Origin of the sequence: Legionella sp. ST3F1 (genome assembly GCF_048553315.1) — a bacterium.
GTDB lineage: Bacteria > Pseudomonadota > Gammaproteobacteria > Legionellales > Legionellaceae > Tatlockia > Tatlockia donaldsonii.
On record NZ_JBLZIO010000003.1, the window covers coordinates 140807 to 167259 of the forward strand.

Sequence of the window (26453 nt, forward strand, 5' to 3'; positions counted from 1 at the left end):
TTTACTCTTTTTTAAAGTCGTACTCTATACACCGCATAGCAACCTCAGGAATGGAATATGAACGCTTATCAGGGATTTTCCTTGACCGAAGCATTGGTCGCTCTATTTTTACTGACTACGACATCGCTTACACTTTTGCAGCAACAATGGCAGACTAATCAACGTCTTAATGAAGCGCTGCTGCGTGCACTGGCTTTAATTCAGCTTGATAATAATGCGGAAAGAATCATTGCAAGACAAGCTTTGGCAAAGGTTAAAGAGCCGTTTCAGTGGCAAAAAACAGAAACGAATTCTACTGTTATATTGCAGATAAGCTGGCCAGGGGCAGTCACCCGACCGGATTGTTGTCAGTTACAACGTCAAATCGCACGGTTATGAAATACGAGCGAGGCTTTGGCTTAACGGAGGCTATGATCACCGTACTATTAGCCAGTTTAATTATCATTATTTTGTTGCAGCATTATCTAAATTGTAAAAAATTCTATTTGGGCGCACAAATTTCGCTGGAACGTGAATTTGAATTGCAGCTGGTTAGCGATTTAATTCGCGATAGTGTAAGAAGGGCTGGATTCACTCCCTGTGTTAACGTCAATCATTTGCAAAGTATTGATAGACGTAATAACCGAACACATTTAGTTGCGTTTGAGAGGGATGCTGGTAAAAACCATGCCTTGCAGTTGAATAGGATGAGTGAATATTTCAACCCCGTCTTGCAAATTATCACTCCTTCCCGTTTATTAGTACCTGCTGGACAGGCCTATACAACCAAACACCCTGTGTTGCTGGCCGATTGTTACCATGCTGAAGTTCAGCAGATTTTATCATTACGACCTACCCTTAAGGGCGTTGAGATGATTTTTCCCCACCCCTTTATCTTTCATTATGTTGAACCAATTTATGTCGGTGAATGGGTTGAGGAGGCTTTTTTTATTCAACAAAACCGGCAAAAAAAATGGGCATTGTTTTACCGTTATAAGCATGCGGAGGAGCTAACGTCTGCCATTAATAAATTAACCGCGGATATCCATTTTTTGCAGGAAAAAACAGTCCTTACAGTGAATTTGGGTTTGGATGACATGCAAAACCTGACTATTGAAACAACCGTTCGCACGCCATGAACCGCGAAGCAGGGATGGTTTTAATTTCTACAATGCTGATGGTAGCACTGTTAGCCCTCTTGGTGGTATCACAGATGCAAACTGTCTTTTTAGTTTATAAGTCGCTGAATCGGTTGGTCGACAAACACCAGTCATTTTACCAACTCGAGATGATTGCTCAAAAACTATCGTCTTTTAATAGTAATCAGCTGCAGGCGGCTTGCCTTGTTACAGAAAAAAATCCCGATGAAGTATTCACCTTATTAAAAAATGGCAAAGCTTGTTCTCTCTCTTATGAGCAGCAATCGTTTTTCTATTTAATAGAAGAACTTGGCTTCTTTCCTTGTATGCAGACAGTGAAAGAAAAAGGGATCTACAGTACACAGCATTGGCGGCTTACTGTTCTGGCAAAGGATGAACGATTTAATTTTTTACAATTGCGGATTGCCAGGATTGCTCCCTTCATTCGCTGCGAAAAGAAGCCGTTGGTTTTTATCCATACAGGTATTCTCAGTTGGCGTTATTTAGTCCGTTAATCTGTCAGAAATTATGCTATGGTAACAAGAGTATTTATTTTTCATTAGGGGCCGTTTACAGGTCGCTAGCTTGGGTGATTAGGGCTGGATTTTCGAGTATTGCAGCAGAGCATACAACGAAGTATGGGAGCAGCGCAGAAGCAAGCCATAAACGCCAAGATAGTAGAAATGTAAACGGTCCCTACGTAGGATTGGAGAAGGATTAATGCTAAAGAAACCCTGTGTTTGGAAGTTAGGAACACTCGTTTTTTTAATTTTTTATCCTTTGACCTGGGCCAATTCAGCGAGTCTGAGTGCCTTTGAGGCATTACAGTTAGGCACAGAAGCTTATATCTATGGTTATCCTTTAGTGACTATGGATTTAACTAAGCGAGTGATGACGAATGCAGTGAAGCCAAACAATGGTCGCGGGCCCATGGGGCAATTTATCAATATCAGGCGATTCCCCGATGCGTCGTTTAAAGATATTCCAGCACCTAATGCTGATACGCTTTATTCTTTTGCCTGGCTCGATCTCGGTAAAGAACCCTACCTCTTGCATGTACCCAATCAGAATGGGCGTTATTACATTATGCCCTTATTAAGTGGATGGACTGAAGTATTCGCTGCTCCAGGCAGCCGAACAACGGGTACAGAAGCACATGATTTTGTTATTGTTGGACCTAATTGGAAAGGGACGGTGCCCGAAGGGGTAGTCGAATTAAAATCACCGACAAACATGGTCTGGATCTTAGGTCGCACCTATTGTACGGGAACCGCTGAGGATTACCATCTTGTCCACAGCTTGCAAGATAAATACAGTTTAAAACCCCTTAGTTACTATGGTAAAGCCTATACGCCTCCAACGGGTATCGTTGATCCAGCCATCGATATGAAGACCCCAATACGTCAGCAGGTTAATGCAATGGATGCCGCAACGTATTTTAAACAATTGGCAATTCTCCTCAAGGATAACCCGCCTGCAAGTTCGGATGCCCCCATGGTTGAGAAACTGGCTAAAATTGGTATTGTTGCAGGCAAGGAGTTTGATTTAGCAAAACTTGATCCTGCTGTAGCAATGGCGTTGGAAAATGCTGTAAAGGCTGGACAGTATGAAATTCTGATGCAGAAACTGAAGGCGGCTAAAGATTTAAGAAATGGCTGGATCGTCACAACGCGCACAGGCATTTATGGAACTGACTATAAGCAGCGAGCTCTCCTTACTGCCGCCGGTCTTGGTGCGAATCGTCCGCAAGACGCCATTTATCCAGTAGCAATGACAGATAATAGCGGTCAGACCCTCCATGGCGCTAATCAATATCTGATTCATTTTGACCCAGAGGAAACGCCGCCTGTTAATGGGTTTTGGTCCTTAACGATGTATGACGAGCGTTTGTTTTTTGTGGCCAATCCTCTTAACCGTTATACAGTAAGCCCCCGTAATAATTTAAACTATAATCAGGATGGCTCTCTTGATCTCTATATTCAACATCAATCTCCTGGCAAAGACAAAGAGTCTAACTGGTTGCCAGCACCTGAAGGGACTTTTATTTTGATGTTCCGATTTTATTGGCCTAAGCCAGCAATTATTGATGGTCAATGGCAGCTGCCAGCAGTGAAAAGAATAGAATCTGCTGGAATACAAAACTAGGTCAGAATCACCCGATTCAAATCCGGATCCAGCTTGCGTGCACTGGTTTTAAATGGAGGATTCCGCGGGGGGCGCGGAATCCTGAAGTGAATTGCTTTATTTTTTCTTGACTAACTTATAAGGAATATAAGTAGGTTCCCAGATATGGCTTTTAATGTTTTTTTCGATATCAGCATCAGTTAGAAAATCAGCTAAATTGGAATTCACGGCTTCCCTGGCGACAGCTAAGGCTACTTTATAGGAAACTTCTCGTACTTCGGTAAGCGGGGGGAGCAGGTTAGCCTGCGGATCGTGTTTGGCAGGTGAGCAGCTTGCCAGTGCTTTGGCTGCAGCCATGAACATTTTATCGGAGACTTGTTTTGCTTTGACAGCGATCAAGCCAAGACCCATTCCTGGAAAAATATAAACATTATTGGTTTGATCCACTCGGAAAGGCTTACCATTTTTTATAATGTTGCCAAAAGGGCTGCCAGTGCCAATGACAGCGCGATTATCGGTCCATAACATGAGATCAGTGGGTACCGCTTCGCTATGAGTAATCGGATTAGAAAGAGGCATGATAATAGGCTGGGCAACATGCGCCGCCATTTCGCGAATTAATTCTTCAGTAAAGATCCCTACCTGTCCAGAAACACCTAATAAGGCATTAGGATGCAAATTTTTAATGACGTCTTTTAAACTGATCATGTCTTTGCTTTCACACTGCCAATTGGCAATGGCTTGTTTGGGTTTTAACAATTTTTGTTGGAAGGGAAGTAAACCGGCCATTCCTTCCACTAACAAGCCATTGCGATCGATCATATAAATCCGATCCCTTGCCTCTTTTTCGGAAATACCATCATCGATCATGGCATGCACTATCAACTCAGCTATACCACAACCAGCCGATCCTGCACCCACAATTACAATACGTTGTTCGCGTAAGTGAATACCTGTGACTTGGACAGCGGATAAAAGGGTGCCGGTAGCAATGGCTGCTGTACCTTGTACGTCATCATTGAAGGTACATAGCTCTGTACGGTAGGTGTCTAAAAGGCGAGTAGCATTTTGTAAGGCAAAATCCTCCCATTGCAAAAGAATATGAGGGAAACGTTTTTTTAATGCTTTGATAAAAGCCGCAATAAAATCATCGTATTCTTGCCCGCGAACTCGTTCATGTCGCCAACCGATATACAAGGGATCTTTCATCAGTTCGGCATTGTTAGTACCCGTATCGAGTAAAATTGGCAGTGTTGCAGAGGGGTGTATTCCAGAGCAGGCACAATACAAAGCAAGTTTACCAATGGGAATTCCCATTCCGCCAGCCCCTTGATCGCCTAAGCCTAAAATACGTTCGCCATCTGATACTACGATGGCTTTCACTTTATCAAAACGCGGGTTTGCCAGGATTTGATCAATATGGTCGCGATAAGGATAAGCGATAAAAATACCGCGTGGGCGTCGGTAAATGTGGCTAAAATTAATACAGGCATCCCCCACAATAGGGGTATAAACAATGGGCATCATTTCGGTAATGTGCTCGGTAAGCAAGCTGTAATAGAGTGTTTCGTTTGAATCCTGCAAGTCGCGTAGATAAATATATTTTTCCAGATCACTGTTCTTATTTTTAAAGGCAGCGTAAGAACGGGCGCGCTGATCAGCAATATGGCTTTCTTCGGGTGGCAAAAGCCCAAATAAATTGAATTCTTCACGCTCTTGCCTGGTAAACCCCGTGCCTTTATTCAGTATGGGATTCGTAATTAGCCGGTAATCAGTAACATAAACCTCACAATAGGGTTTTCCATCCTTATCTAGGCAATGCGAATAGTCCATTGAATCTTCTCCTTTATTAAATGCCGATAGTTCTGATAGAGCACCATTAACAACCAGTGCTGTCTCTTTGTCAGTTCCATTCTTTATAAAAGAATAAACCCTTCTTGCATTTATTTCGAATGATAGAGGGAATATTTTTGTTAATTAATGAGAGGTTTCTAACTTTTTTGGCATGAAATGAGCTTAAAGAAGTAAAGTCTTATTTCGCTATGAGGACACCGAGTTCGTTGGTTGACTATATTCGTAGATAGGCAAAGGACGGTTGTTTAATGAATCGAGAGCGTTTAGCGGCGTTTCCATATTGGCCACACCTTATTACGCTGACAATTATTGTATTGGCTTTTGCCGGCTATCGTTTTTTTGCCTATTATTATACTCGTTCCGATGATGCTTATGTCTCAGCCAATATAATTAACATGGCTTCCCTTGTAGCGGGTCCCATTAGCAAAATTTATGTCTGTGAAAATCAATCCGTAAAAAAAGGGCAGAAGTTAATTGAAATTGATCCCCGGCCTTACAAATATGCGATGGACAAAGCCTGGGCTGAACTTCAGATCGCTAAACTCGATTATGAGAATGAGCGATTAGCGATTAAGGTAGCACACGATAAATTGCAGCAAAATCAGGCCATGCTTGCATTAAGTCGCGATCATTACCAGCGTTACAGTAAATTGCAACAGCGAGGTGATATCCCCGAAATCCGATTAATTAATGTGGAATCCAAAATTCAAGAGCAGGAAGCGATGGTACTTAGTGCAGCTCAAGAATTGCAGATAGCACAACAGAATTTTGATGATAATAAAGTGATAGCAGCAAAGGCAGTTTACGCGAAAGCGCGCTACCTGTATGAACATACGACGGTTCTTGCGCCAACCGATGGTTACGTGACTAACTTCAATTTACGACATGGTCAATATATCAGTGTGGGGCAAGGGCTATTTGCTGTAGTAGACACTAAACGCTGGTGGGTCGTAACGCGTTATAGGGAAACGGTGATCCGCTTAATTAAACCCGGTGATAAAGCAAAGATTATGCTTGATATGTACCCAGGCAAAGTTTTTCACGGACATGTTGGAAGCATTGGTTGGGGCATTAATCGCGTACAGTCGGGCAAGGTTGCTCCGTCGACTCTGGTTTACCTGGAAGCAACCGAATATTGGATCAAGATTGCACAGCGGTTTCCAGTACGAATCTATATTGATGATCTGACACCCGAATATCCTATGCGAATAGGAGCGAGTGCAACCACGATCACTTATCGGTGAATTGGTAAGGACTTTTTAAATTGATCACACCAAAAACGATAGAAAATAGAGCTGCATTACGAACCGCCATTGCAACGGTCGTTGCCGTCTTGATCGCGTTTATGCTGCATTTAGACAAACCTTATTGGGCAGGGATGACTGTTGTTATCCTTGCCAATTTATATACCGGTAGCATTATTGATAAAGCGATTCTGCGTATCCTGGGTACTGTCTTTGGTGTCTGGCTTGGTTTCTTTTTGGCTGGTTTTGTAGCGAATAGTTTGTTTCTGTATTTGTTGATGAATTTTATGCTGGTTGCAATCGGCGTCTATTACTATAACTTTAGCTCCCATGCTTATGCTTATCTCCTTGGGGCAATCGGGGCTTTTTTAGTCATTGCCCAATTAGCAATGGATCCTCAAGAAGCCTTTTTTGTAGCCGTCTGGCGGCCTATTGAGATTGGTTTAGGCGTGCTGGTTTCGGCAGCCGCAGCGTTCTGTCTTTTCCCAAATAATATCAGTGAGCATGCTTTAAAGGATATCGATGCAATTTTTACGGAACTTGGAAATGTATTGGAAGGGTTAAAAACCAATTTATTAACTGGTGAGCTGGATTTTACCAAAATTAAAAACAGTAATTTGCAATTGAAAAGAAAACTAAAAAAATCAACCGAAATAATCGATTTTATGCGGCGTGAACTCGGTGTCAAAAAGGAGAAAATAGACCAGATCAGAGTTTTAATTGATCTTTTCTTAAATTTAAGCCGGACTATTTCCTTTTTTATTTCTTCGTATGAAAGGGAGGTTGGGCGGGAGTGGGCTGCTGATCTGTATCAGCCTGTCGCCGAGGTATTTACTGCTGTGCAACATGATTTAGACGTATTACGCAAAGCATTCTTTTCTGTTGCGGAGACCGACCGAACTATACAAATTGATGGCGCGATGGAGGCTTTAAAGCAAACAATCACCTCGGAAACCGATGAATCACTGGTAAAAATAAAACATTACTATCAAATCGAACCTTTGTTGCAGCAAATCAATATGGTCATAACCAGTTTAAGTACGATTTTAATCAGTGGACAGAATTTGGAAGTAAAAGAGGAACGCTTAATTAGTTTCAAACAGCAATTGCGTCATGATCCCGATATTATCAAGCACAGTATTAAAGCCGGGTTAGCCGCTGTGCTTGCGCTTAGTTTCTGGCTAGTGAGTAATTGGCCAGGTGGATTGAATGGGATTATCAGTAGTATTGTTATTTCGATCAGAAGAAATCTGTTTGATATGAAAAACATTAGTTTTCATCGCATTCTAGGCTGTTTATCTGGCGGAGGGGTGGCTTTATTTCCCCTCGCTTTTTTTTCCATGAATTTATATGACTTAATTCTTGTTTTATTTTTTGCAGTCTGGGGCTTTAGTTATTTTGCTTTTAAATACACGAAATATGCTTATATTGGTTTACAAGCAAATATTGCTTTAGTTATCTCCCTGGCACAGGCGGGAGGTCCTCCTACTGACTTGGCTCCACCTCTGGAGCGTCTGGGAGGAATTTTTATTGGTATCACTGCCAGTTTCCTGGTAGCCAATATTTTATGGCGTACTGATCTTCTAAGCATGGCATTTGGACATGTAAGGAAATTATTCCGCTATCTTCGCTATAACATGATTGAATTACTCCATGTAGAAAAGGAAAAAGAAAAACTCTACGATCTCGCTAATTTATTTTGGATGTCGCGCGGTTTATTAGAGTCCTTCAATGAGGAACAGCTCAGTCCCAAAAAACAAAAAAAGTTAATAGAGGCGAAAAGGATGTTTGCCCAATTAGCGCTGATTCAAGCGACAATCAGTCTTATTCATCAAAGCATTGATCAGGAAAAAGCACATAATACCGCTGTTTCATTAGGTATTAACCTGGCTACTTTGGAACAAATGGTAATGACTCTGTACGATACAAAACAGCCTGATAAGAGGCAGGTGTTCAAATCACAGATAGAAGCGCTGTTAGCCCAAATTGAACCTGTTATTTATTCCGTAAAAGCCACCGATATCGATTTGGATAATTGTATTGCCTATATCAACGCATTAACCCAATTGGCTATGTTACGTATTGATTTGTAGGGAATGCCAATAAATCTATCCTTGGTAAGGACCGCAGCGCGGTCCAAAGGGAGTTAGCATTCGCTAAAAGTATCGAAAATAAGAGAAGATTAACTGACTAACTTATTTCGGAGGCATTGATCGTTATGGGCAAATCCATCGATGACTAACCGGGTGACTGAGGAGACAATATCGTCTCGTTGGATGGCTTCTTTATTATTGTTTGTATAATAGACAGCGATAACAATGGGAGCGCACTGAGGAGGCCAAATAACACCAAGGTCATTGGTTGTTCCATAATACGTGCCGGTTCCTGTTTTATCTCCAACAATCCAGCCCTTCGGTACGCCTGCTCTTATACGTTTATCACCCGTGGTGTTGCTTTTTAACCAGGATAATAAAAGCTCATGCTGGGGCTTGGCTAAAACGTTAGTTAAAGCTAATTGCTGTAAACTTTGTGCCATCGCTTTGGGTGTAGAACTGTCATAGACATTATTCGGCCCTCCAGACAGCGCTTCTTCTGGCCATCCATTGTCCTGCCGGAATGTCTCGTTATGGATAGAGCGGGCAAAATCGTTAATTTTTTCCAGCCCCCCCAGTTTTTTTACCAGCAGGTTCATCGCAGTATTATCGCTATAGCTAATGGATGCTGCGCATAATTCAGCGACAGTCATTCCTGTATTGAGATGTTTTTCGGCAATCGGCGCCCAATTGGTTAAATCTTTTTTTGTATAGGACATTCTTTGTGACAACAGAGTCGGGTCACTCATACTTTTTTTGAGGATAGCGGCAACCCCCATTACCTTGGAAGTGCACCCCATAGGAAATCGCTGATTAGCACGATAATGTATTTGTTGGCCATTCGCTGTGTTAATCGCATAAATTCCTATTTTTCCGCCTGAAGAGGCTTCCAGTTTGGCCAGGTTTTCTTGAATTAAAGGGGGAGTTATCTCTTCTGCTGCATTGGAGGGCATTGCAGTAAAAAATAAACTACCGGCAATAAGCCATGAGAATAAATAATTAGCTGAAAGGGGCTTCATAGTAGTGGTTCTCTTAAAAAAATAAATGGCTGAATGATGAGCTGTTTGTTTTAGGGCATTATACAGCGAGCTTTGCATTGTTTGCTCATCTTGCGCGTCATTATAGCAAGTAAGTAAAACCCATGGATAGTGCATTAGCGTTGGGTTGACCGATTAGGTGTCCATCCGCTGTTGCAGGTAAAACCAGTATCAAGTTCTGCCAAAGCAACAAACGGTTAATCAATGGAAAAGAAGCACTTTGGACTGGAGAATATTAATCAAGGGACCCGGGTAAATAAAACCCTCTTTACGCTATGCTCTGTCAAGGCTATGCGGGTTTGTGATTTGGCGAAACAGCTATTTTTGCCCGTAACCCAGGGTCCTGATTGAGCTCATTGAGATAATGATTTAATTTAAAAATCCACTCAATCGCCATGACCGGCGTTTCGAAAAATCGGGAATCAAAAAAATGCTTGGAATAATCAGGTAATTTCTTAATGGCTTTGCGGGTTGTTTCTGAAAGCCCTGCCATAACACACTCTTTAACAGCGCGCGCGCAATTTTGTCCGAATAAGTCATATTTATAGTTCGGATCATGTAAGAGTCGTTCCATCTTTTTTAAGATAGCGATTTCATCAAGAAAATAAGGTTGGCCACATTCGCTGGTGGGAAGCGACACTTTATGATCCGGACTTAAGCCTTCAGTCACTTCACTATTTTCGAGTTCAAGCTCAATTTGCTCTTTTTCTTGTTTTAGGTCGTGCAGCTCTTTTTTTATGTTTTCATACTGCCTTAGCAGTTCATTGATTTGATGCTCTTCTTTTTCAAGATCACGAAGCTTGTTAATGGTGTCAGTGATTTGAGTCTGTAAGGCCAATAATGCTTGTGCATCTTCGTTTTCAGGGTAGCGTTGAAAATAAAGCCTGAGATGGCGTCTAACCTTATTACTATCGGGTTCATCGTCATAAAGCGTATTGATTTTATTAAACTCGGAAGTTAATTTACGATACTCTTCAATATAGGCATAAATTTTCGGCATATCGGCGTTTAGCAATAAATGATGGAATTCCACTTTTAATTGCTTAAGTTCTTTCTCCAAGGCTTGTTTTTCTTGGGCTGCAGCAAGACCGTCGTCTGCTTTTTTTACTCCGGGCTTGGATAAGAGATTAACCACATGGGGGGTAGTTTGTGGCAGTAATTTTCTTCTCGCTTCTAATTTTTTTTCCATAGCAGTTTGTGGAGCCCGCCCTTTTTTTTCGAGTTCCGATCGCATTTCCTGTTTTTGTTTTTCAAGTTCAGCGATCCTGTTATCCACCGCTTGCATTTTTTGTGATAGTTCTGAAGGTTCAAATTCACTGCCTCGGTGATGTTCAATAACGCGTTTTGAACTTGGCGACTCATCCGTAGAATCTGACCATTCCCCTCGCATATCCATTTGTACCTTCTCACTAAAAAGGGACTTAACCTTTCCACCTACTCTGAAGAAACTCTGAATAGCGCGTAATTTCGTAATACCTTCATCGCCGGGCCATAGACTTAAGAAAGCGCTGAGACCTTTTAGTTTTTTTCCTCGCTTATAAAACCCAAGCCCATTGGGATCACCAGTTTTGACTGCTTCATAAATGGGCATAGCCTGTTGGAATTTAAGTTGCTTAAATTTTTTATCAATTTCACTTAAGTCGTGCTTATTTTCATAAAGCGTCACTGCCAGGCTCATATGCCCCACATTGCCGCCCTGAACCACTGCTTTCGCAATGCCTTTTAATGATCCGTGTAGGTCTTGTTTGTTTTTATTTCGTGGATTCCAAACATAAAGCTCAAGCATTTTTTACCAAGTACAAAGTTAACTCTTATTAATTATAGAGGGGGGATTATTAACAGACGCTTAAATTGAGCGATATGGTGAAAAAATAGTCGAAATGGCAGACTAAAGTGATGTGGTCGGACCCTTTTGACTCGACATGCTTCACGAGGATCCAGTGGAGCTGTTAGGCCGAAACGCCTCTGACGGCTCCCTGGTTTTTGGATATTTAAGGTTAAAACAGAGTATTTTATTTGAAAGCGTTATTTGTCTTTGACAGTGTTATGACAAATGTTTTTATTTGGTATAAACGTCACATAAGGATCTTTATCAGTTAAATGAAATTGCATCACATACTGGTTCATAAAAGAGGAACCTAAAATCATTGCCGGAAAATATTTCATCCGTTCTCTTTGTTTCGCATTACGCCAGGCAGTTGGATGGGGTGGTAATGAACGGATAAAAACCAGTCGCGCTGAATCGTTACCACAACCTGCCTTATTGACATAAATATCAGGTTCCAAATCTAATAAATAATAAGAAGAAGGATCATCCTTCTTCTGAAAACCGATTTTGATTTTAGGCAGTGATTTAAAGTCCAGATCTGCTAAGGGTACACAGTAGTTGTTCTTCCAAAAAGGCTCTCCTAGAGCCTGATTTTTTTTGCCAGCATGCTCATAGATATAGTTTAAAATTTGACTATGGAGATTTTCATTAAGAATAACATAACCTCCTGTACCAGTATCCAGCACTGCAGCAACAAAAGGAAGCACTGGTTTAGCAATCTGATTGCCTTTGTCATCAAAAAATCCGGAACTTTGTATTTCATAATAATTTTTATGGGTCATAGGGCTTTCATAGTTTTGATGATCGGTGACATTCTTAATGTATTCAGGGCCTATCTCTATATAGCTATCTGCACCAACTCCACACAATACAAAAGTAATGACTCGATGCAGATTATGGTACTTGTGAACATTTTTAACAAAAGTTTGGGCATTAGGAATGATTGAAATATTCTCTTTCAGTAGTCCAAGAATATTCGATGGTTGTGTACTATCCTCAATCACAAATATTTGCATTTCAGGAATAATAGGATTTTTATGCTTGTACCCCTGAATTTGTGCGTAATATTCAATAACATGGTCAGTGGCCGATCCATATTTCAATACATATTTTGAGCTAGTGGATGAAGGTTTGAGTGCTTTGATTTCAACAAAACCTTTAGTCAATGGATTATCACAATGTGAACAAATTCTTTTTTCAGGAATTACGACTAAAGTAGAGCTTCCAGTATCAACGATTGCTTCAATGGGATGGGGCGGATTTCCTATTAGCACAGACATGGTATAAATCCCATGCTCAACTTTGTAACTAAGCGGAAATTTATAACTTTCTTGCTGTTCATTTTGAGCAAAGATGAACGAGGACAGGGCAATTGTTGTAATGAAACTTATTATTCTAATTACTGTCAGCTTCATACCATGTATCCCTAGTTCTTTGCTCATCGATGCAATGATATCTGCGTTAATTGTAATGGTTTGTTGACAATTTTGCTGGATTGGCGCAGCAACATCTCAGTATTTAGTCTGAATTATGACGTCAATCTTGTATCACTCAAACTAGCCAATTGTAAACCTTGGTTTCAAATAAAAACCTGTAATCTGAAGCGCTAATAGATTACAGGTTTTAAACGTTATCCTATTTCACAACCATTAACAGCGTCTATTAGAAATTAACGCCATATCCATATAACTCGACTTTCTCGCCTTGCTTCAATTGTTTTACTTTGTCGACATCATCTTTATGAACAAAGACCTTAATATTTTGACCATCTGCGGTTTTTAATGATACACCCACTAACTGATCTTGACAGTCATTAGAGGTCTTGGTGGCATCAGCAAAAGTAAAAGGAGAAAATGCTACTCCTAGTAATAATAGAAGAGGTAAAAATACGCGTTTCATTTTAGGGAACTCCTTTAAATAGATCAGTTAGAGTATAGACCATCTATCAACATCTAAACGCTGGTCGGGTCTTTCTTTGCAAAGAGCATAGCCGTCGTATTAAAGCGCTTACAGGCTAGGGTTACATGCTATGTTCTCGATTTAGCGCCGAATTTGGGAAGAGTTCGAAATTTGAAATGACGCGAAATTATCTTAATTTATTGATTCTCATAGTTGTTAAAGGCAGATTCGAACTGCAGGCAAAGCAGATTTTCATAGCCATTGTCCCATTTATTCGATCAAATAAATAAAATCGATAGCGCAATTTTTTTTGATAAAAAATAGTTACCAGAAAGGCCAACTTATTTTTCTACCTTATCTTGTATAAGCTCACAAGTAACTTTCGCAGATATAACAGCCTCCTCTCGGGAAGAGCTGTATAGCCAACATTAAAATGCCAAAAAGCAAACAATAGCGGATGCCTCCCAGCGCCAAATCTGAGTTTTTATGTGTGATCGAGAAAGCCGGTTAACGGAGCCTGTGGGCATTCTTTGAAGCGTATTCTTCGCGCCTTAGTGCGAGCGGAAGGGATGGGGTTTGAGGATAGGCAAGATTTACTTGGTTATTTACTTAAAATATAATAAATTGATTTTATTATAAAATTTATCGAAATAACCATTGCCCATGTCGATGAGCCATAACAGGCTAACTGGACTATTTAGGATGTAGCAGATTATGAAAGCAAAATGGCTTGATAACCTTATTCCCTTGCATACTCGCTACCTGGGAATACAATATGCCGGTTGGAAACCTACAAAATTTGCCGATGAGAACCTGGGGTGTATTCTTTATTCAGACGTCTATGTGCCAATGCCAGATGGAGTTCGCCTTTCAGCAGACATTTATACGCCGAAGAAAAAAGGAAGATATCCGAGTATTGTCCAATTTTCTGCTTATAACCGGGACTTGCATACAGTGGGTATGCCTACGGGAACCAATGAGATTGGCTCACCGCCTAATTTTACTAATCGTGGCTATAATGTCGTCGTTTTAACCGCTCGCGGAGTTGGACGCTCGGAAGGAGAGCTACGATATTGGCAGTGTGATGAAGAAGTTGATGATCATTTTCATGCGATACAGTGGGTGAGTGAGCAAAGCTGGTGTGATGGTCAAATTGCCTTATTTGGTTCTTCCTATTACGGAATGTCTCAGGTGAATGTTGCAGTCAAAGAACCTCCGGCCTTGAAAGCGTTCTTTGCTAATGAAGTCTGCACCGATTATTTTCGCCATGTTTTTCATTATGCGGGTTTGAGTGCCAATAGCTTTATGAGTTTATGGGCTGGCTCTAATTTTACTGAAAAAAATATCAAACGGTATATTGCTCCGTGGAAACGGGCTTTATTGAGCCATTTCATCAATCATTCCTGGACTTCAAAGCTTGGCCATACTTTTATCAATTATATTTATCACAATTTGAAAGATCATTATGTGGCAAAAGAAGCCCTGCCGTTTTATGAACACATCCTGTTTGACTTAAATACAAGAGAGGAAAATGTCGCCCACGGCCCTTTCCAGGCGTTGAAAAATATACATATCCCGTTTGTGGTTGTACAGAATCGAACTGATATCGCTCTACATCAATTTGGTGCTTATGATTTATTCGAGCATAGTGCGACACCTGAACATAAAAAATGGTTGATTATTAATCGTCCTGAGTATGAATTACCTGTCCTGGAATGGCAGTTGGAAGCTGCAGCGTTTTTTGATTACATAATCAAAGGGTTAGATAATGGATACCAACAACGCTTACCCGTGCGTTATTGGGTTGATGGCGAGGAAAAGTTTGAGGGCTCAACAACCTTTCCCCCTCAAAATACTGCGAAAGAAAAATGGTATTTCAGTCCAAATGCACTATCAAAAACAGTCCCTGAAGAAAGTGATGAGACTTGGGTAAATGTGCCGCCTAATGCCGATATTGTAAAAAATATAAATAATATGGCAGCACAAACCTTGGAATATGAATTGACTGTTGACAAAACGCTTAAAGTGGCCGGTCCGGTTACTATGCACTTAAAATTTAGTTGTAATGAAATTGATTCCTTCGTGGTGGTCAGAGTGGACAGAATAGATAGCTCTGGCAATTCATCTTTTTTAACCATGGGGCACATACGGGCTGCGACTCGCAGTCTTTATGAAAACTATTCGTCGAAGTGTGAGGTCGCGTTAGATACGTCCATTCACCAGCCTTTGCAAAGAGGGGTGCCCGTACTGCTTTCCTTTAGCCTGATGCCTACCGCAGCTCTTTTTAAAAAAGGGGATAAAATGGTCATTTCCATCGGGAGTCGAACGGATTATGTAAGCCCAACACCTAAGGAAGGGATTATAGCCCCTCAATTCCAAACGCCATTTTATTTTTGCAGAAATAAAATTTACTACGGAAGTGAAACCTACATCGAGTTTAATGTTGAGAAGGGTCAAGTGCTTTGATAAGAGATAGTTTATCGGCTACTTACCTTTCCCTTATATGCGACATAAATAATATAAATGGCCTTGACCCCTATGATTTTACAGGATTAAAATGCCAGCCTTTTAGGCATTTTAAAAAGGATTTTGCAAATGAAAAAAACCAGTCTGTTTGCCCTAATGATTGCATCTGGCAGTGCAATATCTGGCACGATGGGAGCAGTAGCCCAACCGGAATATTGGTATCTGGTTGGTGGCGCCGGCTATTCTCATTCCAGAGATGCGAATATTACTGTAGACCCCCAAGTTTGGGATAGTGCCGTAGGGGGATACTCTGATGATCTGGGTTCCGCTCCGTTACTTTTTTTTGGAGTAGGCCGCCAGATTAGTGATTATTTTCGCCTGGATATCAGAGGAGAACGCCGGGGTGATTATCATTATTCCAACCCACAAACTGGCGTTTCGTCGACACCTGGGTTTACCGGGGACAGTCGCATTCGTAAATTCAAATTGACGAGTGAAGCACTCATGCTGAATGGGTGGCTCGATCTGGGGGGGCTATCCGATAGGCTCATCTGGCAATCCGGCAGCTTTGCTATACAGCCTTTTGTTGGCGCCGGGATTGGTGTTAATTATTCCAAAGTTCATGATTTCCATACCGTTGGTTTGCCTTTTGGTAATCGCAATGAAATAGCCTCTGTTAATCAACTGGTCACTGGCTCTGAGTTTGCATGGCGTGCAAGTGCTGGGCTATCAGCACAGCTAACAGAGCGCTCGATTGTCTCGGTAGGCTATAACTATTTTGATGGTGGTGATATTCCCTTTCCAAGCTATATCCTCTCATCGACTTCTGCCCCCAATGCAGCACTTGGCCGCACGGGAGTCAGCACTCCGCCCTGGAATGGTAAATTCCGTGCGAATGAAGTCTATGCGGAATTACGTGTAAAATTTTAAGAGAAAAACCAAAACGATATAATCGACGGAGGTTCCCTCGGCTTCCTGCGTAAATAGCCTGGGTGAAACGAAGTGGAACCCGGGTTATGGCGACCTTCGCCCAGGGACATTATCTTCGTACCCCAGGTTTTTCCCTGCGAACTGGCAACCTCATGCTGAAGAGAAAAGAGTCAGGCGCTGACCCTAACTGTTTGATTTCCTGGAAATAAAAGAAATTAATATATTAATAAACATCATAAATCCCCATAAGAAAAAAAGAATGTGTTTTGAAGCAGGCAAGCAAAATTAGATTTAATTTTGTTAACAGGATTTAAATACATAATCCTATGCAGTAGGTATTTGAAATTTTAATCGTAAATGGAGACATCATGCAAATAAGTAGTGACGGCCAAACCCTTGTTAGAGTTAGGGACAGCGATATTGACGATGGTTCTTGTCAAATTCCTGCCGGCATTACGGCTATTGAAACCTGGGCATTTATTAATTGTACCAAATTACAAACGCTAATGCTTCCTGCTGGGCTTACGGCCATTGGTCATGGGGCATTTTGTGGTTGTACTGGCTTAAAAACGGTAACGCTTCCTGCTGGGGTTACAACTATTGGTGAGAAGGTATTTGATGGTTGTTCCAGCTTAAAAACGATAACACTTCCTGCTGGGGTCACGACTATTGGTCCTTATGCATTTTATAACTGTAGAAATTTACAAACAATAACAATCCCTGCCGGGGTTACGATCATTGATATTGGGGCATTTTGTGATTGTAGCAGCTTACAAACGATAACACTTCCTGCCGGGCTTAAAACCATTGATAAGATGGCCTTTCATAGGTGTAGCCGCTTACAAACGATAACATTTCCTGCTGGGATTACGACTATTGATACGAGGGCATTTACTCATTGCACAAAGTTAACCTCGATTATCATCGCGAGTGATGATGAGACTGAGGTAGCGCGAATAACTCACTTGCTACCTGAAGAATTAAGAAGCAAAGTTATCTCCAAACGTCTACTTGATGAGATTACTCACTTTCAGGAGGAACAATTAGCCAGACTTCTCAATACGCCCCAAACCAATCGGCTCTATGGCTTTTTTCATGCTAAGTCCCGCAGTGTGCCTATGGCTATTTTCACGGAGAAAGATGAGCAGGGTGTAGAGCAACAAAGAGAACAAAAGTGTAGTAAGCTGCCTAGCGATATCTTTTTACACTTCAATCAGCTGACTAAAGATGATAACCCTTATTACCAACAGGTCCAAGCTGCAATTAAGCGTGAACCCTTACCTAAGACTCCCGAAGAGTTTGATGCTTATAAAGCACATATAGGCAAGTTAGTAACGCGGCACATTGACCATGCCATTAAACAGGCACGGCATTTCAATGCACCTGGCGCGGCCAAAGAAGTGACGACTACTATGTGTGCGCCTGCCGTTTAATTCCTGTTGTTCCATTTCCTCTTTCATTTAGAATATAAAGCCACGCATATTTATTCCGGGCCACCTATCGGGTTGGCTCTTTCTTTGAAGTTTGGGCATTGTTACAGCTTGGCGTCTAGCATAGGTGATTTCCATTGATAAGAGCCTGAAGATAAGAGGTCAGGCGCTGACCCGGTATGTTTCATTTCTTCGAAATAAAGGAAATGAATACATTAATGAACATCATAAATCCCCATAGATAAGCAAAGAGTGAGTAAATTAAAAAATAGACTGCCCACAGGTAAACTACTTTCTCTGATATCAGGTAGGGAGAAACGAGCATTAACAGAAGCTGTTCTATAACAATAATGAAGGTATATATCCAAAGACTAATAAGGAAAGAATTGTTATAAGAAAAAAAAGAATGTGTTTTGAAGCAGGCAAGCAAAATTAGATTAAATAAAATAAGCAAAACTATAAATAAAAATAGCCTCTCATAGAGTATGTCAAACGGCAGATAATGACTTAGAAAGACGCAGAACTCCAGGAATAAGATAAGCTGTAATAAAAAAAAGAGCCCGCTCTCGCTGGAGCGGATTATTTTTCTGCAAAAAAGAATCGATAATATCCAGTTTATTCTCATTTTAAGGGCCTTAGATAGACCGAAAAATTAACCGGTTCAGAATACATCGTATGGCAAGAAACGCCCAGGGAAAATCTTGCAGTACGATAAGGGGTAAAGCGACCGGAGTTTATTTCTTTCCATGACTGAATGTAGCCTAATTTTTTATCAAATTTAATGGTTAAATGATTAATATTGTCGCAGATACAACCGTTTGCTCCACATCGAGGATAATTTAATTGAATCAAATCGTTAAACAAGCTGGTCATCGGTTGCTCTTTATTGAGCCATGATGGTTTAAGATATTCACAAAAATCCTTATTCGAATCGGAGTGAGCGGTTTTAACCATTTTAAGCATTCCATTCGCTATCTTGATTGTGTATAAACAGTTACCCTCATTGCTGCTACTGTACGTTAATACATAGTTAGTAGATTGCTGTGACTCCCACTGCTTAAAAAATAATTTATAAGAATCAATTGTCTGCCTGCGCAATTGGATTGAATAAACAAAAAGGAGGGCAGTAATGACTACAAAGGTAATTGTAAAAATAACAATAAATCGCGTTTTCATCCCGTTAAAAAGAATCATTTCACAACCGAATTATGTGACCTGTTTTTAGTTTAGCATCTTACATGAGGCGGAACGGAGTGGCGGCTGTTCGCCAACTACCCTTTTATATAACCCTGTATAATCCTCGTGCTAAAATAATAAATAGAAGGTCTTTCCAACCGAGATTATCATGGACGCCAAAAACGGTTACAGAGTGCTTCGAATTGCCTTGGTTATTATTGGACTGATTTTTATCTTCGGGCTGTACCCATTAACTCTTTTGTGGCCTTCAGGCTGGGCATGGCACCTGGTTGGGCATAACCTCTATTTACAAATGATACTAGGGGTTTATGCAACATTGGGTGTTTTTTTAATCCTGGCAGCGAAGAATCCCGTTCAGCATTTAAGTTTAATATGGTTTACTGTTTGGTCGAGTATTGTGCATGGCGGTATCATGGCCATCCAGGCATTGTATTATCCACAGCATTTTGAGCATTTGTACGGTGATGTTCCTGCTTTATTTATCATCGCGATTGTACTGGCTATTTTAACACCCCGTCAAAGCGCGTTAAGAGGATGAATACTAACAGCAGGTCTAAGCATGGGTTCTTGGGACCTATCCTTCCCACCCCGATGGATATTGAAAATACTTAATCAAAAGATTTGATCGCGTGTGAGTGTTGCAATGATTTCCCGCAGTATCACTGCGGTGATTGGCTTAACACAAACCTCATTGGCGCCCAGCTGTAAACAAATTTGTTTTAACTCCTCACTCATATGGGCTGAGATAACCACGATGGGAGTGTGTTGATTCAGTGTGCTATTGCGAATAATAGGTAGCAATTCAATCCCGGGTCTATCCGGTAGCCCCAAGTCAGAAATAATGCACTGGTAGGTTTGTTCTGCCAATCGCTCTGTTGCTTCCTCAGCAGTACTGGCCAATTCGATAGGATAATAATCACGCAGTGCTGCAACATAGATTTTCTGGCAGATAAAATTATCTTCGATGATCAGTAGTGGCGATTTGGCCGTTATCCCTTCCTCTTTAGTAGACATGTTTAATCCTTTGTAAGCGAAAGGGGGGTATTATTTCTTTTTCAAATTAGAAAAAAAACTACCTTAAAAGGAAGTTATGGGCGTTGTATTCATCGGGGTTGATAAGAAAGGGGGGAGGAGTAGCCCTTATGGCAAAAGGCTTTACGATGTAGATATAAGAAATAAAATTTTTCGGTAGTGTCTGCTAAACAGCTAAAAAATTCATTGGGGGTACACAGACTCAAAGACTATAAATCTGCGTCCGACGTGTTTAAATGCAATAAGTGCTGACAGAGGACTTTATCAATCTCAAGTGGCAACTTGAAGAACTGGCAACGGCAGATAATTATTAGCAACTGCTTCCGAGGTGACCGCGTCGATAGATCCCCTGTCGGCGTAAACGGCCACCTACCCATTCCCGGGGGCAAACCAAAAAAGGCAAACATACGTCAACATGGTCAACCCGTTGTAGAATTGGTCCTGCAAGCCGTAACTTTTGTTTTCCGATGAATTAATCCCTATTCTGAGGCCATTTTTAAAAGCAGTGTCATCAACAAAAAGCGTGTAAATGGTCAGGGGTTGAATGTTGAATTAGTATAAATTAGAAAATCAAAATTTAAGCCCTGACCCAAAGTGGTGGGAACTTTTGGGTTGCTCATAATAGTCAGTAAGCGAAGAAAGTAACAGCTCTCTGGCAACAAAGGGGCTGTCCTTTGTTCTTATCTGATCATTCAAAAAGGAGGTCGCTTCTCTCAGCGTATCAGAATTAGGTTGCTCTAAATGTTCTAAAAGATCAGTCAGTTTTTTTTCCTCGCCGGGGTGTACTCTTGGCAGAAGAGTAAGGAAAGCTTTCGCCAAGGCTTTCAAAAACATATCTTCTGTTGCTTCCAATTTTTTAACCGGGCAGCAGGTAATTAGCAATTGACATTGATCGTGGTGGTTTAAATTGAATAGGGGATCGTCGTCTTCTGGCTCAATAGTTGGGTTTTGCCAGGATGCTCGCCCAGGTTGCTTGTCAATGGTTAAATCATATTTCAGCTCTTCTCCACAAAATTGTTGAATGAGTTCTAAAATAATCATCATTTCGTGCGGGTCGTAGCTGGTGATTAAGAGGGGCGCCTTGGCATTTTTATGGACTAGAATATTCCATAAAATTTGACACATGTCTAAAATTAACCCCTTAGGTGTTTCATCATGATCACTTAAAAATTCGGGATGACGCCAAATGATACAATGCGCATTTGATATACCTGACAGGGGCGGAGAACTGGCAATGTTGGCATGGATATAAGTTTGCTTCACATGGGGGGCTTGTTTTTGTAAAATACGACTATTAAAACGTAAATCTGCTTTATTGATATCGCAACCCAAGTAATTAACCTTGACTCCCCTGGACCGGGCCAACAGCTCAAAGGCCGCTAATTCAATGGCTGTACCACAAGCAATACTAATCACATTGAACACGTCTGGATTGGCAGAATTCTCCAGGAGGTTTCGGATAACCGGTAACAGTGAATAAGCCATCCGAAAATGCCGGAAAGGGAATAAGCTTGCGCTTGGAAAAGAGTTAAAAACAAACATTTAAAATAAATAAAAAACTTAATGTTTTAATATTTTACAGCCAATTAAGCATAAAGACAACGATAAATTGACCCAGATAGGCCCGCCGTTCCATTTAATTAAATCGAATGGCTGACCCCATAGCCAGTATTATTCTAAAACTAGTTGATAAAGCATTTAATATTTTCCAAGAGCTCCTTATAAAGGGAATTCGTTGGATTGTGTTTTAATAAATTACTTGCTTTATCCAGGCAGGTATTTGATGTCTCCTGACATGGACGGATAAAAATCTTATTCGGACAATTATGATGTATCCAGGTATGCAAATATTGTTCAAATAGTACCTTGATGTTAGGGTCAGTAATCAACATTAATTCACCAAGAATAACGTTTAAAACCATCCATCTGTCATAGTATCCATTAGAAAGCAGTCTTAGGAAGTAGCGAATGTGCATAAGGCTGTTTCTTTTATAAACAAGCTCTAAAATCTCTTCAAAGGTATAACTTTCCTGATATTCCAATAGGCCGTTTGCAAACGATTTTAAGGAGGCTGGATCAGGATTAGATAGCAGGTGGGTAATCATGCTTTTCCAACCTTCCGGTTGCATTTTGAAGGCTGCTCTAATAATTGCGGCATTTAATTGCGAAATATTTTTGCTAATCAATGGTTGAATAGATCTAAAATCATCTTTGTTGCCAGACTCACTCAATCCAAGGATAGCCAATTTAATTGGTTTATCCTGCCTGTTAATGGCATCTCTATAGTAATTGGAAAATTCACTGATACCGAGTTGTTTAAGATAATAACGACTTAGATGTCGAATAGAACGGCTACGGTCAAGCAAAGCCTGTTCCAAGATCCCTTTAGCCTGATTGGGATAACGCTCAATAAAGGCATAGAGAACCCTTTTTCGAATGGGCATTAGTTTGTCATCCTTGATCTTATTTAGATAAATCAAAAACTGATCCGAGTCATATTGATCCTGTGCAAGATTAAAGGCATTGACCTTGATGACAATATCTCTGTTGTTGAGCGTGGTAGTTAATAGCTGTTCTATTTTAGAATCAGCCTTTGCAAGAATAGCAAATGCATAGCGCGCAATGATAATTTCTTGACTGTTAATTTTCTTAAAAAGTGCATCACTACATTGGCTTGCAAGTAATGACTCGATCTTCCTGATTAATTCGAGTCGGTCGAACAGGTGCTCCTTTCTTGTTTTGATTTCTAATTGTTTTAGTAAAGGAAGCAACTCAATAAAGTGATCAATTAGTTCCTTAGTTATAAGGCGATTAAGAGTGCTAAAGCATAATATTCTTATCTCCTCTACCCAATCGTTTGCACGGATAATGAGAAAGGGAATTGCCTCTGCAATACTATTTTCCGCGAGTGTTTTAATGGCTTTATAGCGAATATATCCATTGGGATGACAACATAAACTTTTTAAAATAACCACAAACTCTGTCGAATGACCCCTATACGAATCCACAATGGAGGGTTTTAAATTATACCAATATTCAGAAAGCTGATTGTAATGTTTAGAGAAATTTGAATTGCGAATTTTTTCATCGATTTTACTTAAGAGATGAAGGGGTACCTGATTCAATAATGCATGAACCTTTTCATTGGCAAGTTTGCTAACCATTCTATTTTTAGCAAACATAAGGGGTATGAAAGGATAGATTGCATTTGGATCAGTAATTTCCTCAATTTCCTTTAATAAGCCTGCCTTTAACACCGAGGATCGAAATAGATTAACGAGGCTTGGTTTACAAAGATGGTATAAAGAGTCTACGATTGGCTCTAAATTTATATTAGTTACTTTATTCATAAATGGATTTTGTCAGTGTCGTTTTCCCGCTTGACGAGGGTCAGTAAGATAAACGATTCGGAAACTCTTTTAAAACTTCAATAACAATAGGGATTCATTTTTTTTCAAACCTTTGATCGCCTTCTAAGCTCGGCGATTAATTCAGATAGTATATCTTTTTTTAGCCCGAAAAATACAAGGTGTTATTCTGAATGATCGAGAGAGCTAAAATCTTTAAAATAGCAATGAATGCCCCGGCAACTTGTAGGTTAAAGTGCACAGATTTTCACAACGCTCAGTGATAGTTTTGATGGGTTTTGCCGCCAAAAAGGTGATAAGCATACAACGTGTATATAAGCAGTACGGGCAGCATAATGGCAACGCCCACCAGAATAAAAACAAGTGTAGACGTTGGTGCTGCAGCCTCCCAAAAAGTCACCTGATGAGGTATTAAATAGGGGTAAACACTGATTGCGATACCGACATAAGCACAGAAAAAAATAACCAGGCTGTAAATAAAGGGTCTGCGTTCATAGCCCAGGGAAAGACTTTTCCAGGCTAAATAAATTGCCAAGGCAGTAACAAGCGGCAATGGAGCCAGGAGGATAACATTCGGAAAACTGTACCAGCGTGTAAAAATCTCAGGACTATGCAGCGGAGTCCAGATACTTACGAATAAGAGAAAAAAGCTAACGATGACTAATAGTCCTTTTGCATAATGGATCATTTTTCGTTGCAGGCGACCACTGCTTTTAATGATCATCCAGGTTGCCCCAAGCAGGCCATACCCGCTCACCAGGGCAACACCGGTCAACAAACTAAAGGGTGTTAGCCAATCTGCGTCATTAATCGTCATCGCTGCTTCATTAATGGGAAATCCCTGCACAAAACAACCCAACACCACGCCCTGAAAAAAGGCTGCAGCAACAGAACTAATTGCGAATGACCAATTCCACAGGGGTTTTGATTTGTCTGCTTTAAATCGAAACTCAAAGCTCACCCCGCGAAAAATTAAAGCAATTAACATCAACATTAAAGGCATATACAGGATAGGAAGTAACAGGCCGTAGACTTGAGGGAAAGCGCCATAGAGCATCGCACCACCGAATACCAACCACGTTTCGTTACCATCCCATACCGGTGCGATGGAATTCATCATTTTATCGCGTTCTGCTTCACTGGTCGTAAAGGGAAATAAAATGCCTATACCGAGATCAAAGCCATCGAGGATGACATACATCAATACTATAAATGCCAGCAAAACAGCAAAAATGAACGGTAACATCATTCTTTCTCCCTAGGCAAATCAGTCATGTAGTGGAAGGCATGGTGTTCTACCTGGTCACTCTCTAATGGAGTAGGCCCGCGACGAATTAACTTCAAAAGGTAGTACAGGTAAAAACCAAAAATCACGCCGTAGGCAATCACGAGTAAAACAAAAGAAATAATCACTTCCTCCATGCCTATTGCCGAAACAGCATCTCGGGTTTTTAGTAAGTGGTAAACGACCCAAGGCTGGCGCCCGAGCTCAGCAGTAAGCCATCCTGCAATGGTGGCTACAAAACCAAGCGGGGCAATAAGAACACACCAGCGATGGAACCACTTCACGGAATACAATTTTTTTCTGAAGCGAAGGAAAAGCCCAATGAATGCAGTCATCAGCATGAGCAGCCCGATACCTACCATAATCCTGAAAGAGAAAAAGACAGGGGCAACCCGGGGTTGCTCCGACGGTGGAACCGAGCGTAAACCAACCATTTCCCCATCCCAGTCATGGGTATTGATTAGACTGGCAAGTTTGGGGATGCCCACCTCGTATTCGTTCTTTTGTTCTTTCTGGGAAGGCCAGGCAAATAGTAATAAGGGAGCCCCTTTTTGTGTATCCCAAACGCCTTCCATCGCAGCGGTCTTGATAGGTTGATGTTCATGAACCGAAATGCCAACCACGTCGCCCATAAAGATTTGCAAGGGCACTAATACCAGAGCGGCCCATAAACCAAAAGACAAACATTTTTTTGCCGTATCCAGCGCTTTATTACGAAGCAGATAATAACTGGCGACGGCCATAATCACGAAACTGGTTGTTACATAGGATGCTAAAACCATATGGATAAACCGAGGGATGAATGAGGGATTAAAAACAACGGATAACCAGCTTTCTACCACATACTTGCCATCAATGAGTTCATAACCACTAGGCGTCTGCATCCAGGAATTCGCAGACATGATCCAAAAGGCTGAAATGGTCGTACCGATTGTAACCAACAGTGTTGCCATAAAATGCAGTGCAGGTGGAACACGTTTCCACCCGAAAAGCATGACTCCCAAAAAACCGGCCTCAAGGAAAAAGGCAGTTAGTGTTTCATAAGCGAACAAGGCGCCGAGCACATTACCAAATTGATAGATGAATGGGCCAAAATTAGTCCCTATCTGGTAGGCAAGTACAATGCCTGAAACGACACCCATACCGAATGTAAGCGCAAAAATTTTCGTCCATAGCTGACATATTTTCAAATAGCTGTCTTTCCTGGTTTTTAGCCACATGGCTTCCATAATGACTAAAAATACAGCCAGGCCAAGATTTAGTGTAGGAAATAAAATATGAAATCCTATACTAAAACCGAATTGTATCCGTGATAGGAGTTCTACCATTTTTGAATCCTCTCTATCTATGTTGAACGATTGAATCCCTAGCTCAATACTCTCACAATCCTACGATTACAACCTCGCTTCAGCCCTATGACCCTTCATGAGTTAATAAAGAATCGAAAGGGTCGTTAGCATCAAATTTATTTATACAAAAATTTTACATAAATTATAGCATATGCTAATTATTAACTATAAATCTATACAAAAGTTATGCAAAACTGGT

21 protein-coding genes are annotated in these 26453 nt (G+C 40.8%); 10 read left to right on the forward strand and 11 right to left on the reverse strand.

Annotated elements, in window-relative coordinates; all coding sequences use genetic code 11:
- The first annotated feature begins 57 nt into the window (after window positions 1–57).
- From ACN4Z1_RS03940 to ACN4Z1_RS03955, 4 genes are all read left to right on the forward strand, one after another.
- Window positions 58–378, forward strand: a complete 321-nt coding sequence (locus ACN4Z1_RS03940; RefSeq protein WP_228363164.1) for a hypothetical protein — start codon at window positions 58–60, stop codon at window positions 376–378.
- Window positions 375–1118 carry a hypothetical protein gene (locus ACN4Z1_RS03945; protein ID WP_228363163.1) on the forward strand — a complete coding sequence of 248 codons (744 nt, stop codon included), beginning with the start codon at window positions 375–377 and terminating at the stop codon, window positions 1116–1118. Before ACN4Z1_RS03940 ends, ACN4Z1_RS03945 begins: the two co-directional genes overlap by 4 nt.
- Window positions 1115–1633, forward strand: a complete 519-nt coding sequence (locus tag ACN4Z1_RS03950) for a hypothetical protein (protein ID WP_228363162.1) — start codon at window positions 1115–1117, stop codon at window positions 1631–1633. The genes ACN4Z1_RS03945 and ACN4Z1_RS03950 overlap by 4 nt, the downstream gene beginning before the upstream one ends.
- Window positions 1634–1838: 205 nt before the next feature.
- Window positions 1839–3263: a DUF1254 domain-containing protein gene (locus ACN4Z1_RS03955; protein WP_228363161.1), complete on the forward strand. Its 1425-nt coding sequence runs from the start codon at window positions 1839–1841 to the stop codon at window positions 3261–3263.
- 96 nt (window positions 3264–3359) lie between these two features.
- Here ACN4Z1_RS03955 and ACN4Z1_RS03960 read toward each other — a convergent pair whose 3' ends face one another.
- The gene (locus ACN4Z1_RS03960; protein WP_228363160.1) at window positions 3360–5075 is read right to left on the reverse strand and encodes an NAD-dependent malic enzyme; all 1716 of its coding nucleotides are present in this window, start codon (window positions 5073–5075) and stop codon (window positions 3360–3362) included.
- 269 nt (window positions 5076–5344) lie between these two features.
- Between ACN4Z1_RS03960 and ACN4Z1_RS03965 the strand changes: the two genes are divergently transcribed.
- Complete coding sequence (locus ACN4Z1_RS03965; protein WP_228363159.1) at window positions 5345–6340, forward strand: HlyD family secretion protein; 996 nt, start codon at window positions 5345–5347, stop codon at window positions 6338–6340.
- 20 nt (window positions 6341–6360) lie between these two features.
- Window positions 6361–8433 carry an FUSC family protein gene (locus tag ACN4Z1_RS03970; protein ID WP_115220724.1) on the forward strand — a complete coding sequence of 691 codons (2073 nt, stop codon included), beginning with the start codon at window positions 6361–6363 and terminating at the stop codon, window positions 8431–8433.
- Window positions 8434–8522: 89 nt separating this feature from the next.
- Here the strand turns inward: ACN4Z1_RS03970 and bla are convergent, their stop codons facing one another.
- The 4 genes from bla to ACN4Z1_RS03990 all read right to left on the reverse strand — a co-directional run bounded on the left by bla (window position 8523) and on the right by ACN4Z1_RS03990 (window position 13197).
- On the reverse strand, window positions 8523–9452 hold the full coding sequence (gene bla / locus ACN4Z1_RS03975) for a class A beta-lactamase (RefSeq protein ID WP_228363158.1): 930 nt from the start codon (window positions 9450–9452) through the stop codon (window positions 8523–8525).
- A gap of 307 nt (window positions 9453–9759) precedes the next feature.
- Complete coding sequence (locus tag ACN4Z1_RS03980) at window positions 9760–11256, reverse strand: hypothetical protein (RefSeq protein ID WP_228363157.1); 1497 nt, start codon at window positions 11254–11256, stop codon at window positions 9760–9762.
- Between the two features lie 239 nt (window positions 11257–11495).
- Complete coding sequence (locus ACN4Z1_RS03985) at window positions 11496–12740, reverse strand: pepsin-like aspartyl protease (protein WP_228363156.1); 1245 nt, start codon at window positions 12738–12740, stop codon at window positions 11496–11498.
- 220 nt (window positions 12741–12960) lie between these two features.
- On the reverse strand, window positions 12961–13197 hold the full coding sequence (locus ACN4Z1_RS03990) for a hypothetical protein (protein ID WP_228363155.1): 237 nt from the start codon (window positions 13195–13197) through the stop codon (window positions 12961–12963).
- 714 nt (window positions 13198–13911) lie between these two features.
- Here ACN4Z1_RS03990 and ACN4Z1_RS03995 point away from each other — a divergent pair.
- The 3 genes from ACN4Z1_RS03995 to ACN4Z1_RS04005 all read left to right on the forward strand — a co-directional run bounded on the left by ACN4Z1_RS03995 (window position 13912) and on the right by ACN4Z1_RS04005 (window position 18026).
- Window positions 13912–15663: a CocE/NonD family hydrolase gene (locus ACN4Z1_RS03995; RefSeq protein ID WP_228363154.1), complete on the forward strand. Its 1752-nt coding sequence runs from the start codon at window positions 13912–13914 to the stop codon at window positions 15661–15663.
- Window positions 15664–15792: 129 nt separating this feature from the next.
- Complete coding sequence (locus ACN4Z1_RS04000) at window positions 15793–16593, forward strand: outer membrane protein (protein WP_228363153.1); 801 nt, start codon at window positions 15793–15795, stop codon at window positions 16591–16593.
- A 368-nt stretch (window positions 16594–16961) separates the two neighbouring features.
- The gene (locus tag ACN4Z1_RS04005) at window positions 16962–18026 is read left to right on the forward strand and encodes a leucine-rich repeat domain-containing protein (protein WP_228363152.1); all 1065 of its coding nucleotides are present in this window, start codon (window positions 16962–16964) and stop codon (window positions 18024–18026) included.
- A gap of 618 nt (window positions 18027–18644) precedes the next feature.
- Here the strand turns inward: ACN4Z1_RS04005 and ACN4Z1_RS04010 are convergent.
- Window positions 18645–19217, reverse strand: coding sequence for a hypothetical protein (locus ACN4Z1_RS04010; protein ID WP_419388086.1), 573 nt, complete (start codon window positions 19215–19217; stop codon window positions 18645–18647).
- 151 nt (window positions 19218–19368) lie between these two features.
- Here ACN4Z1_RS04010 and ACN4Z1_RS04015 point away from each other — a divergent pair, with 151 nt between their 5' ends.
- Window positions 19369–19758, forward strand: a complete 390-nt coding sequence (locus ACN4Z1_RS04015; protein WP_228363150.1) for a DUF6632 domain-containing protein — start codon at window positions 19369–19371, stop codon at window positions 19756–19758.
- Window positions 19759–19832: 74 nt separating this feature from the next.
- On the opposite strand, the gene ACN4Z1_RS04020 is transcribed toward ACN4Z1_RS04015, so the two are convergent.
- The 5 genes from ACN4Z1_RS04020 to ACN4Z1_RS04040 all read right to left on the reverse strand — a co-directional run bounded on the left by ACN4Z1_RS04020 (window position 19833) and on the right by ACN4Z1_RS04040 (window position 26233).
- Window positions 19833–20234 (reverse strand): response regulator, encoded by a 402-nt coding sequence (locus ACN4Z1_RS04020; RefSeq protein WP_228363149.1) that lies wholly within the window; start codon window positions 20232–20234, stop codon window positions 19833–19835.
- A gap of 588 nt (window positions 20235–20822) precedes the next feature.
- On the reverse strand, window positions 20823–21737 hold the full coding sequence (locus tag ACN4Z1_RS04025) for a hypothetical protein (RefSeq protein WP_228363148.1): 915 nt from the start codon (window positions 21735–21737) through the stop codon (window positions 20823–20825).
- A gap of 197 nt (window positions 21738–21934) precedes the next feature.
- Window positions 21935–23602: a HEAT repeat domain-containing protein gene (locus tag ACN4Z1_RS04030; protein ID WP_228363147.1), complete on the reverse strand. Its 1668-nt coding sequence runs from the start codon at window positions 23600–23602 to the stop codon at window positions 21935–21937.
- A gap of 274 nt (window positions 23603–23876) precedes the next feature.
- A complete protein-coding gene (gene cydB, locus ACN4Z1_RS04035) occupies window positions 23877–24866 on the reverse strand; it encodes a cytochrome d ubiquinol oxidase subunit II (protein WP_370634570.1) in 990 nt (329 codons plus the stop codon).
- The gene (locus ACN4Z1_RS04040) at window positions 24866–26233 is read right to left on the reverse strand and encodes a cytochrome ubiquinol oxidase subunit I (protein WP_115220742.1); all 1368 of its coding nucleotides are present in this window, start codon (window positions 26231–26233) and stop codon (window positions 24866–24868) included. Before ACN4Z1_RS04040 ends, cydB begins: the two co-directional genes overlap by 1 nt.
- Window positions 26234–26453: the final 220 nt, after the last annotated feature.

Bases quoted from the DNA above. Each gene is read 5' to 3' on its own strand.
- ACN4Z1_RS04030 (WP_228363147.1), bottom strand. From the start codon at position 23,602: ATGAATAAAGTAACTAATATAAATTTAGAGCCAATCGTAGACTCTTTA.
- ACN4Z1_RS03960 (WP_228363160.1), bottom strand. From the start codon at position 5,075: ATGGACTATTCGCATTGCCTAGATAAGGATGGAAAACCCTATTGTGAG.
- ACN4Z1_RS04000 (WP_228363153.1), top strand. From the start codon at position 15,793: ATGAAAAAAACCAGTCTGTTTGCCCTAATGATTGCATCTGGCAGTGCA.
- ACN4Z1_RS04010 (WP_419388086.1), bottom strand. From the start codon at position 19,217: ATGATTCTTTTTAACGGGATGAAAACGCGATTTATTGTTATTTTTACA.
- cydB (WP_370634570.1), bottom strand. From the start codon at position 24,866: ATGTTACCGTTCATTTTTGCTGTTTTGCTGGCATTTATAGTATTGATG.
- ACN4Z1_RS03945 (WP_228363163.1), top strand. From the start codon at position 375: ATGAAATACGAGCGAGGCTTTGGCTTAACGGAGGCTATGATCACCGTA.
- ACN4Z1_RS04015 (WP_228363150.1), top strand. From the start codon at position 19,369: ATGGACGCCAAAAACGGTTACAGAGTGCTTCGAATTGCCTTGGTTATT.
- ACN4Z1_RS03950 (WP_228363162.1), top strand. From the start codon at position 1,115: ATGAACCGCGAAGCAGGGATGGTTTTAATTTCTACAATGCTGATGGTA.
- ACN4Z1_RS03955 (WP_228363161.1), top strand. From the start codon at position 1,839: ATGCTAAAGAAACCCTGTGTTTGGAAGTTAGGAACACTCGTTTTTTTA.
- bla (WP_228363158.1), bottom strand. From the start codon at position 9,452: ATGAAGCCCCTTTCAGCTAATTATTTATTCTCATGGCTTATTGCCGGT.
- ACN4Z1_RS04005 (WP_228363152.1), top strand. From the start codon at position 16,962: ATGCAAATAAGTAGTGACGGCCAAACCCTTGTTAGAGTTAGGGACAGC.
- ACN4Z1_RS03940 (WP_228363164.1), top strand. From the start codon at position 58: ATGAACGCTTATCAGGGATTTTCCTTGACCGAAGCATTGGTCGCTCTA.
- ACN4Z1_RS03965 (WP_228363159.1), top strand. From the start codon at position 5,345: ATGAATCGAGAGCGTTTAGCGGCGTTTCCATATTGGCCACACCTTATT.
- ACN4Z1_RS04025 (WP_228363148.1), bottom strand. From the start codon at position 21,737: ATGGCTTATTCACTGTTACCGGTTATCCGAAACCTCCTGGAGAATTCT.
- ACN4Z1_RS03995 (WP_228363154.1), top strand. From the start codon at position 13,912: ATGAAAGCAAAATGGCTTGATAACCTTATTCCCTTGCATACTCGCTAC.
- ACN4Z1_RS03990 (WP_228363155.1), bottom strand. From the start codon at position 13,197: ATGAAACGCGTATTTTTACCTCTTCTATTATTACTAGGAGTAGCATTT.
- ACN4Z1_RS04040 (WP_115220742.1), bottom strand. From the start codon at position 26,233: ATGGTAGAACTCCTATCACGGATACAATTCGGTTTTAGTATAGGATTT.
- ACN4Z1_RS04020 (WP_228363149.1), bottom strand. From the start codon at position 20,234: ATGTCTACTAAAGAGGAAGGGATAACGGCCAAATCGCCACTACTGATC.
- ACN4Z1_RS03980 (WP_228363157.1), bottom strand. From the start codon at position 11,256: ATGCTTGAGCTTTATGTTTGGAATCCACGAAATAAAAACAAACAAGAC.
- ACN4Z1_RS03985 (WP_228363156.1), bottom strand. From the start codon at position 12,740: ATGAGCAAAGAACTAGGGATACATGGTATGAAGCTGACAGTAATTAGA.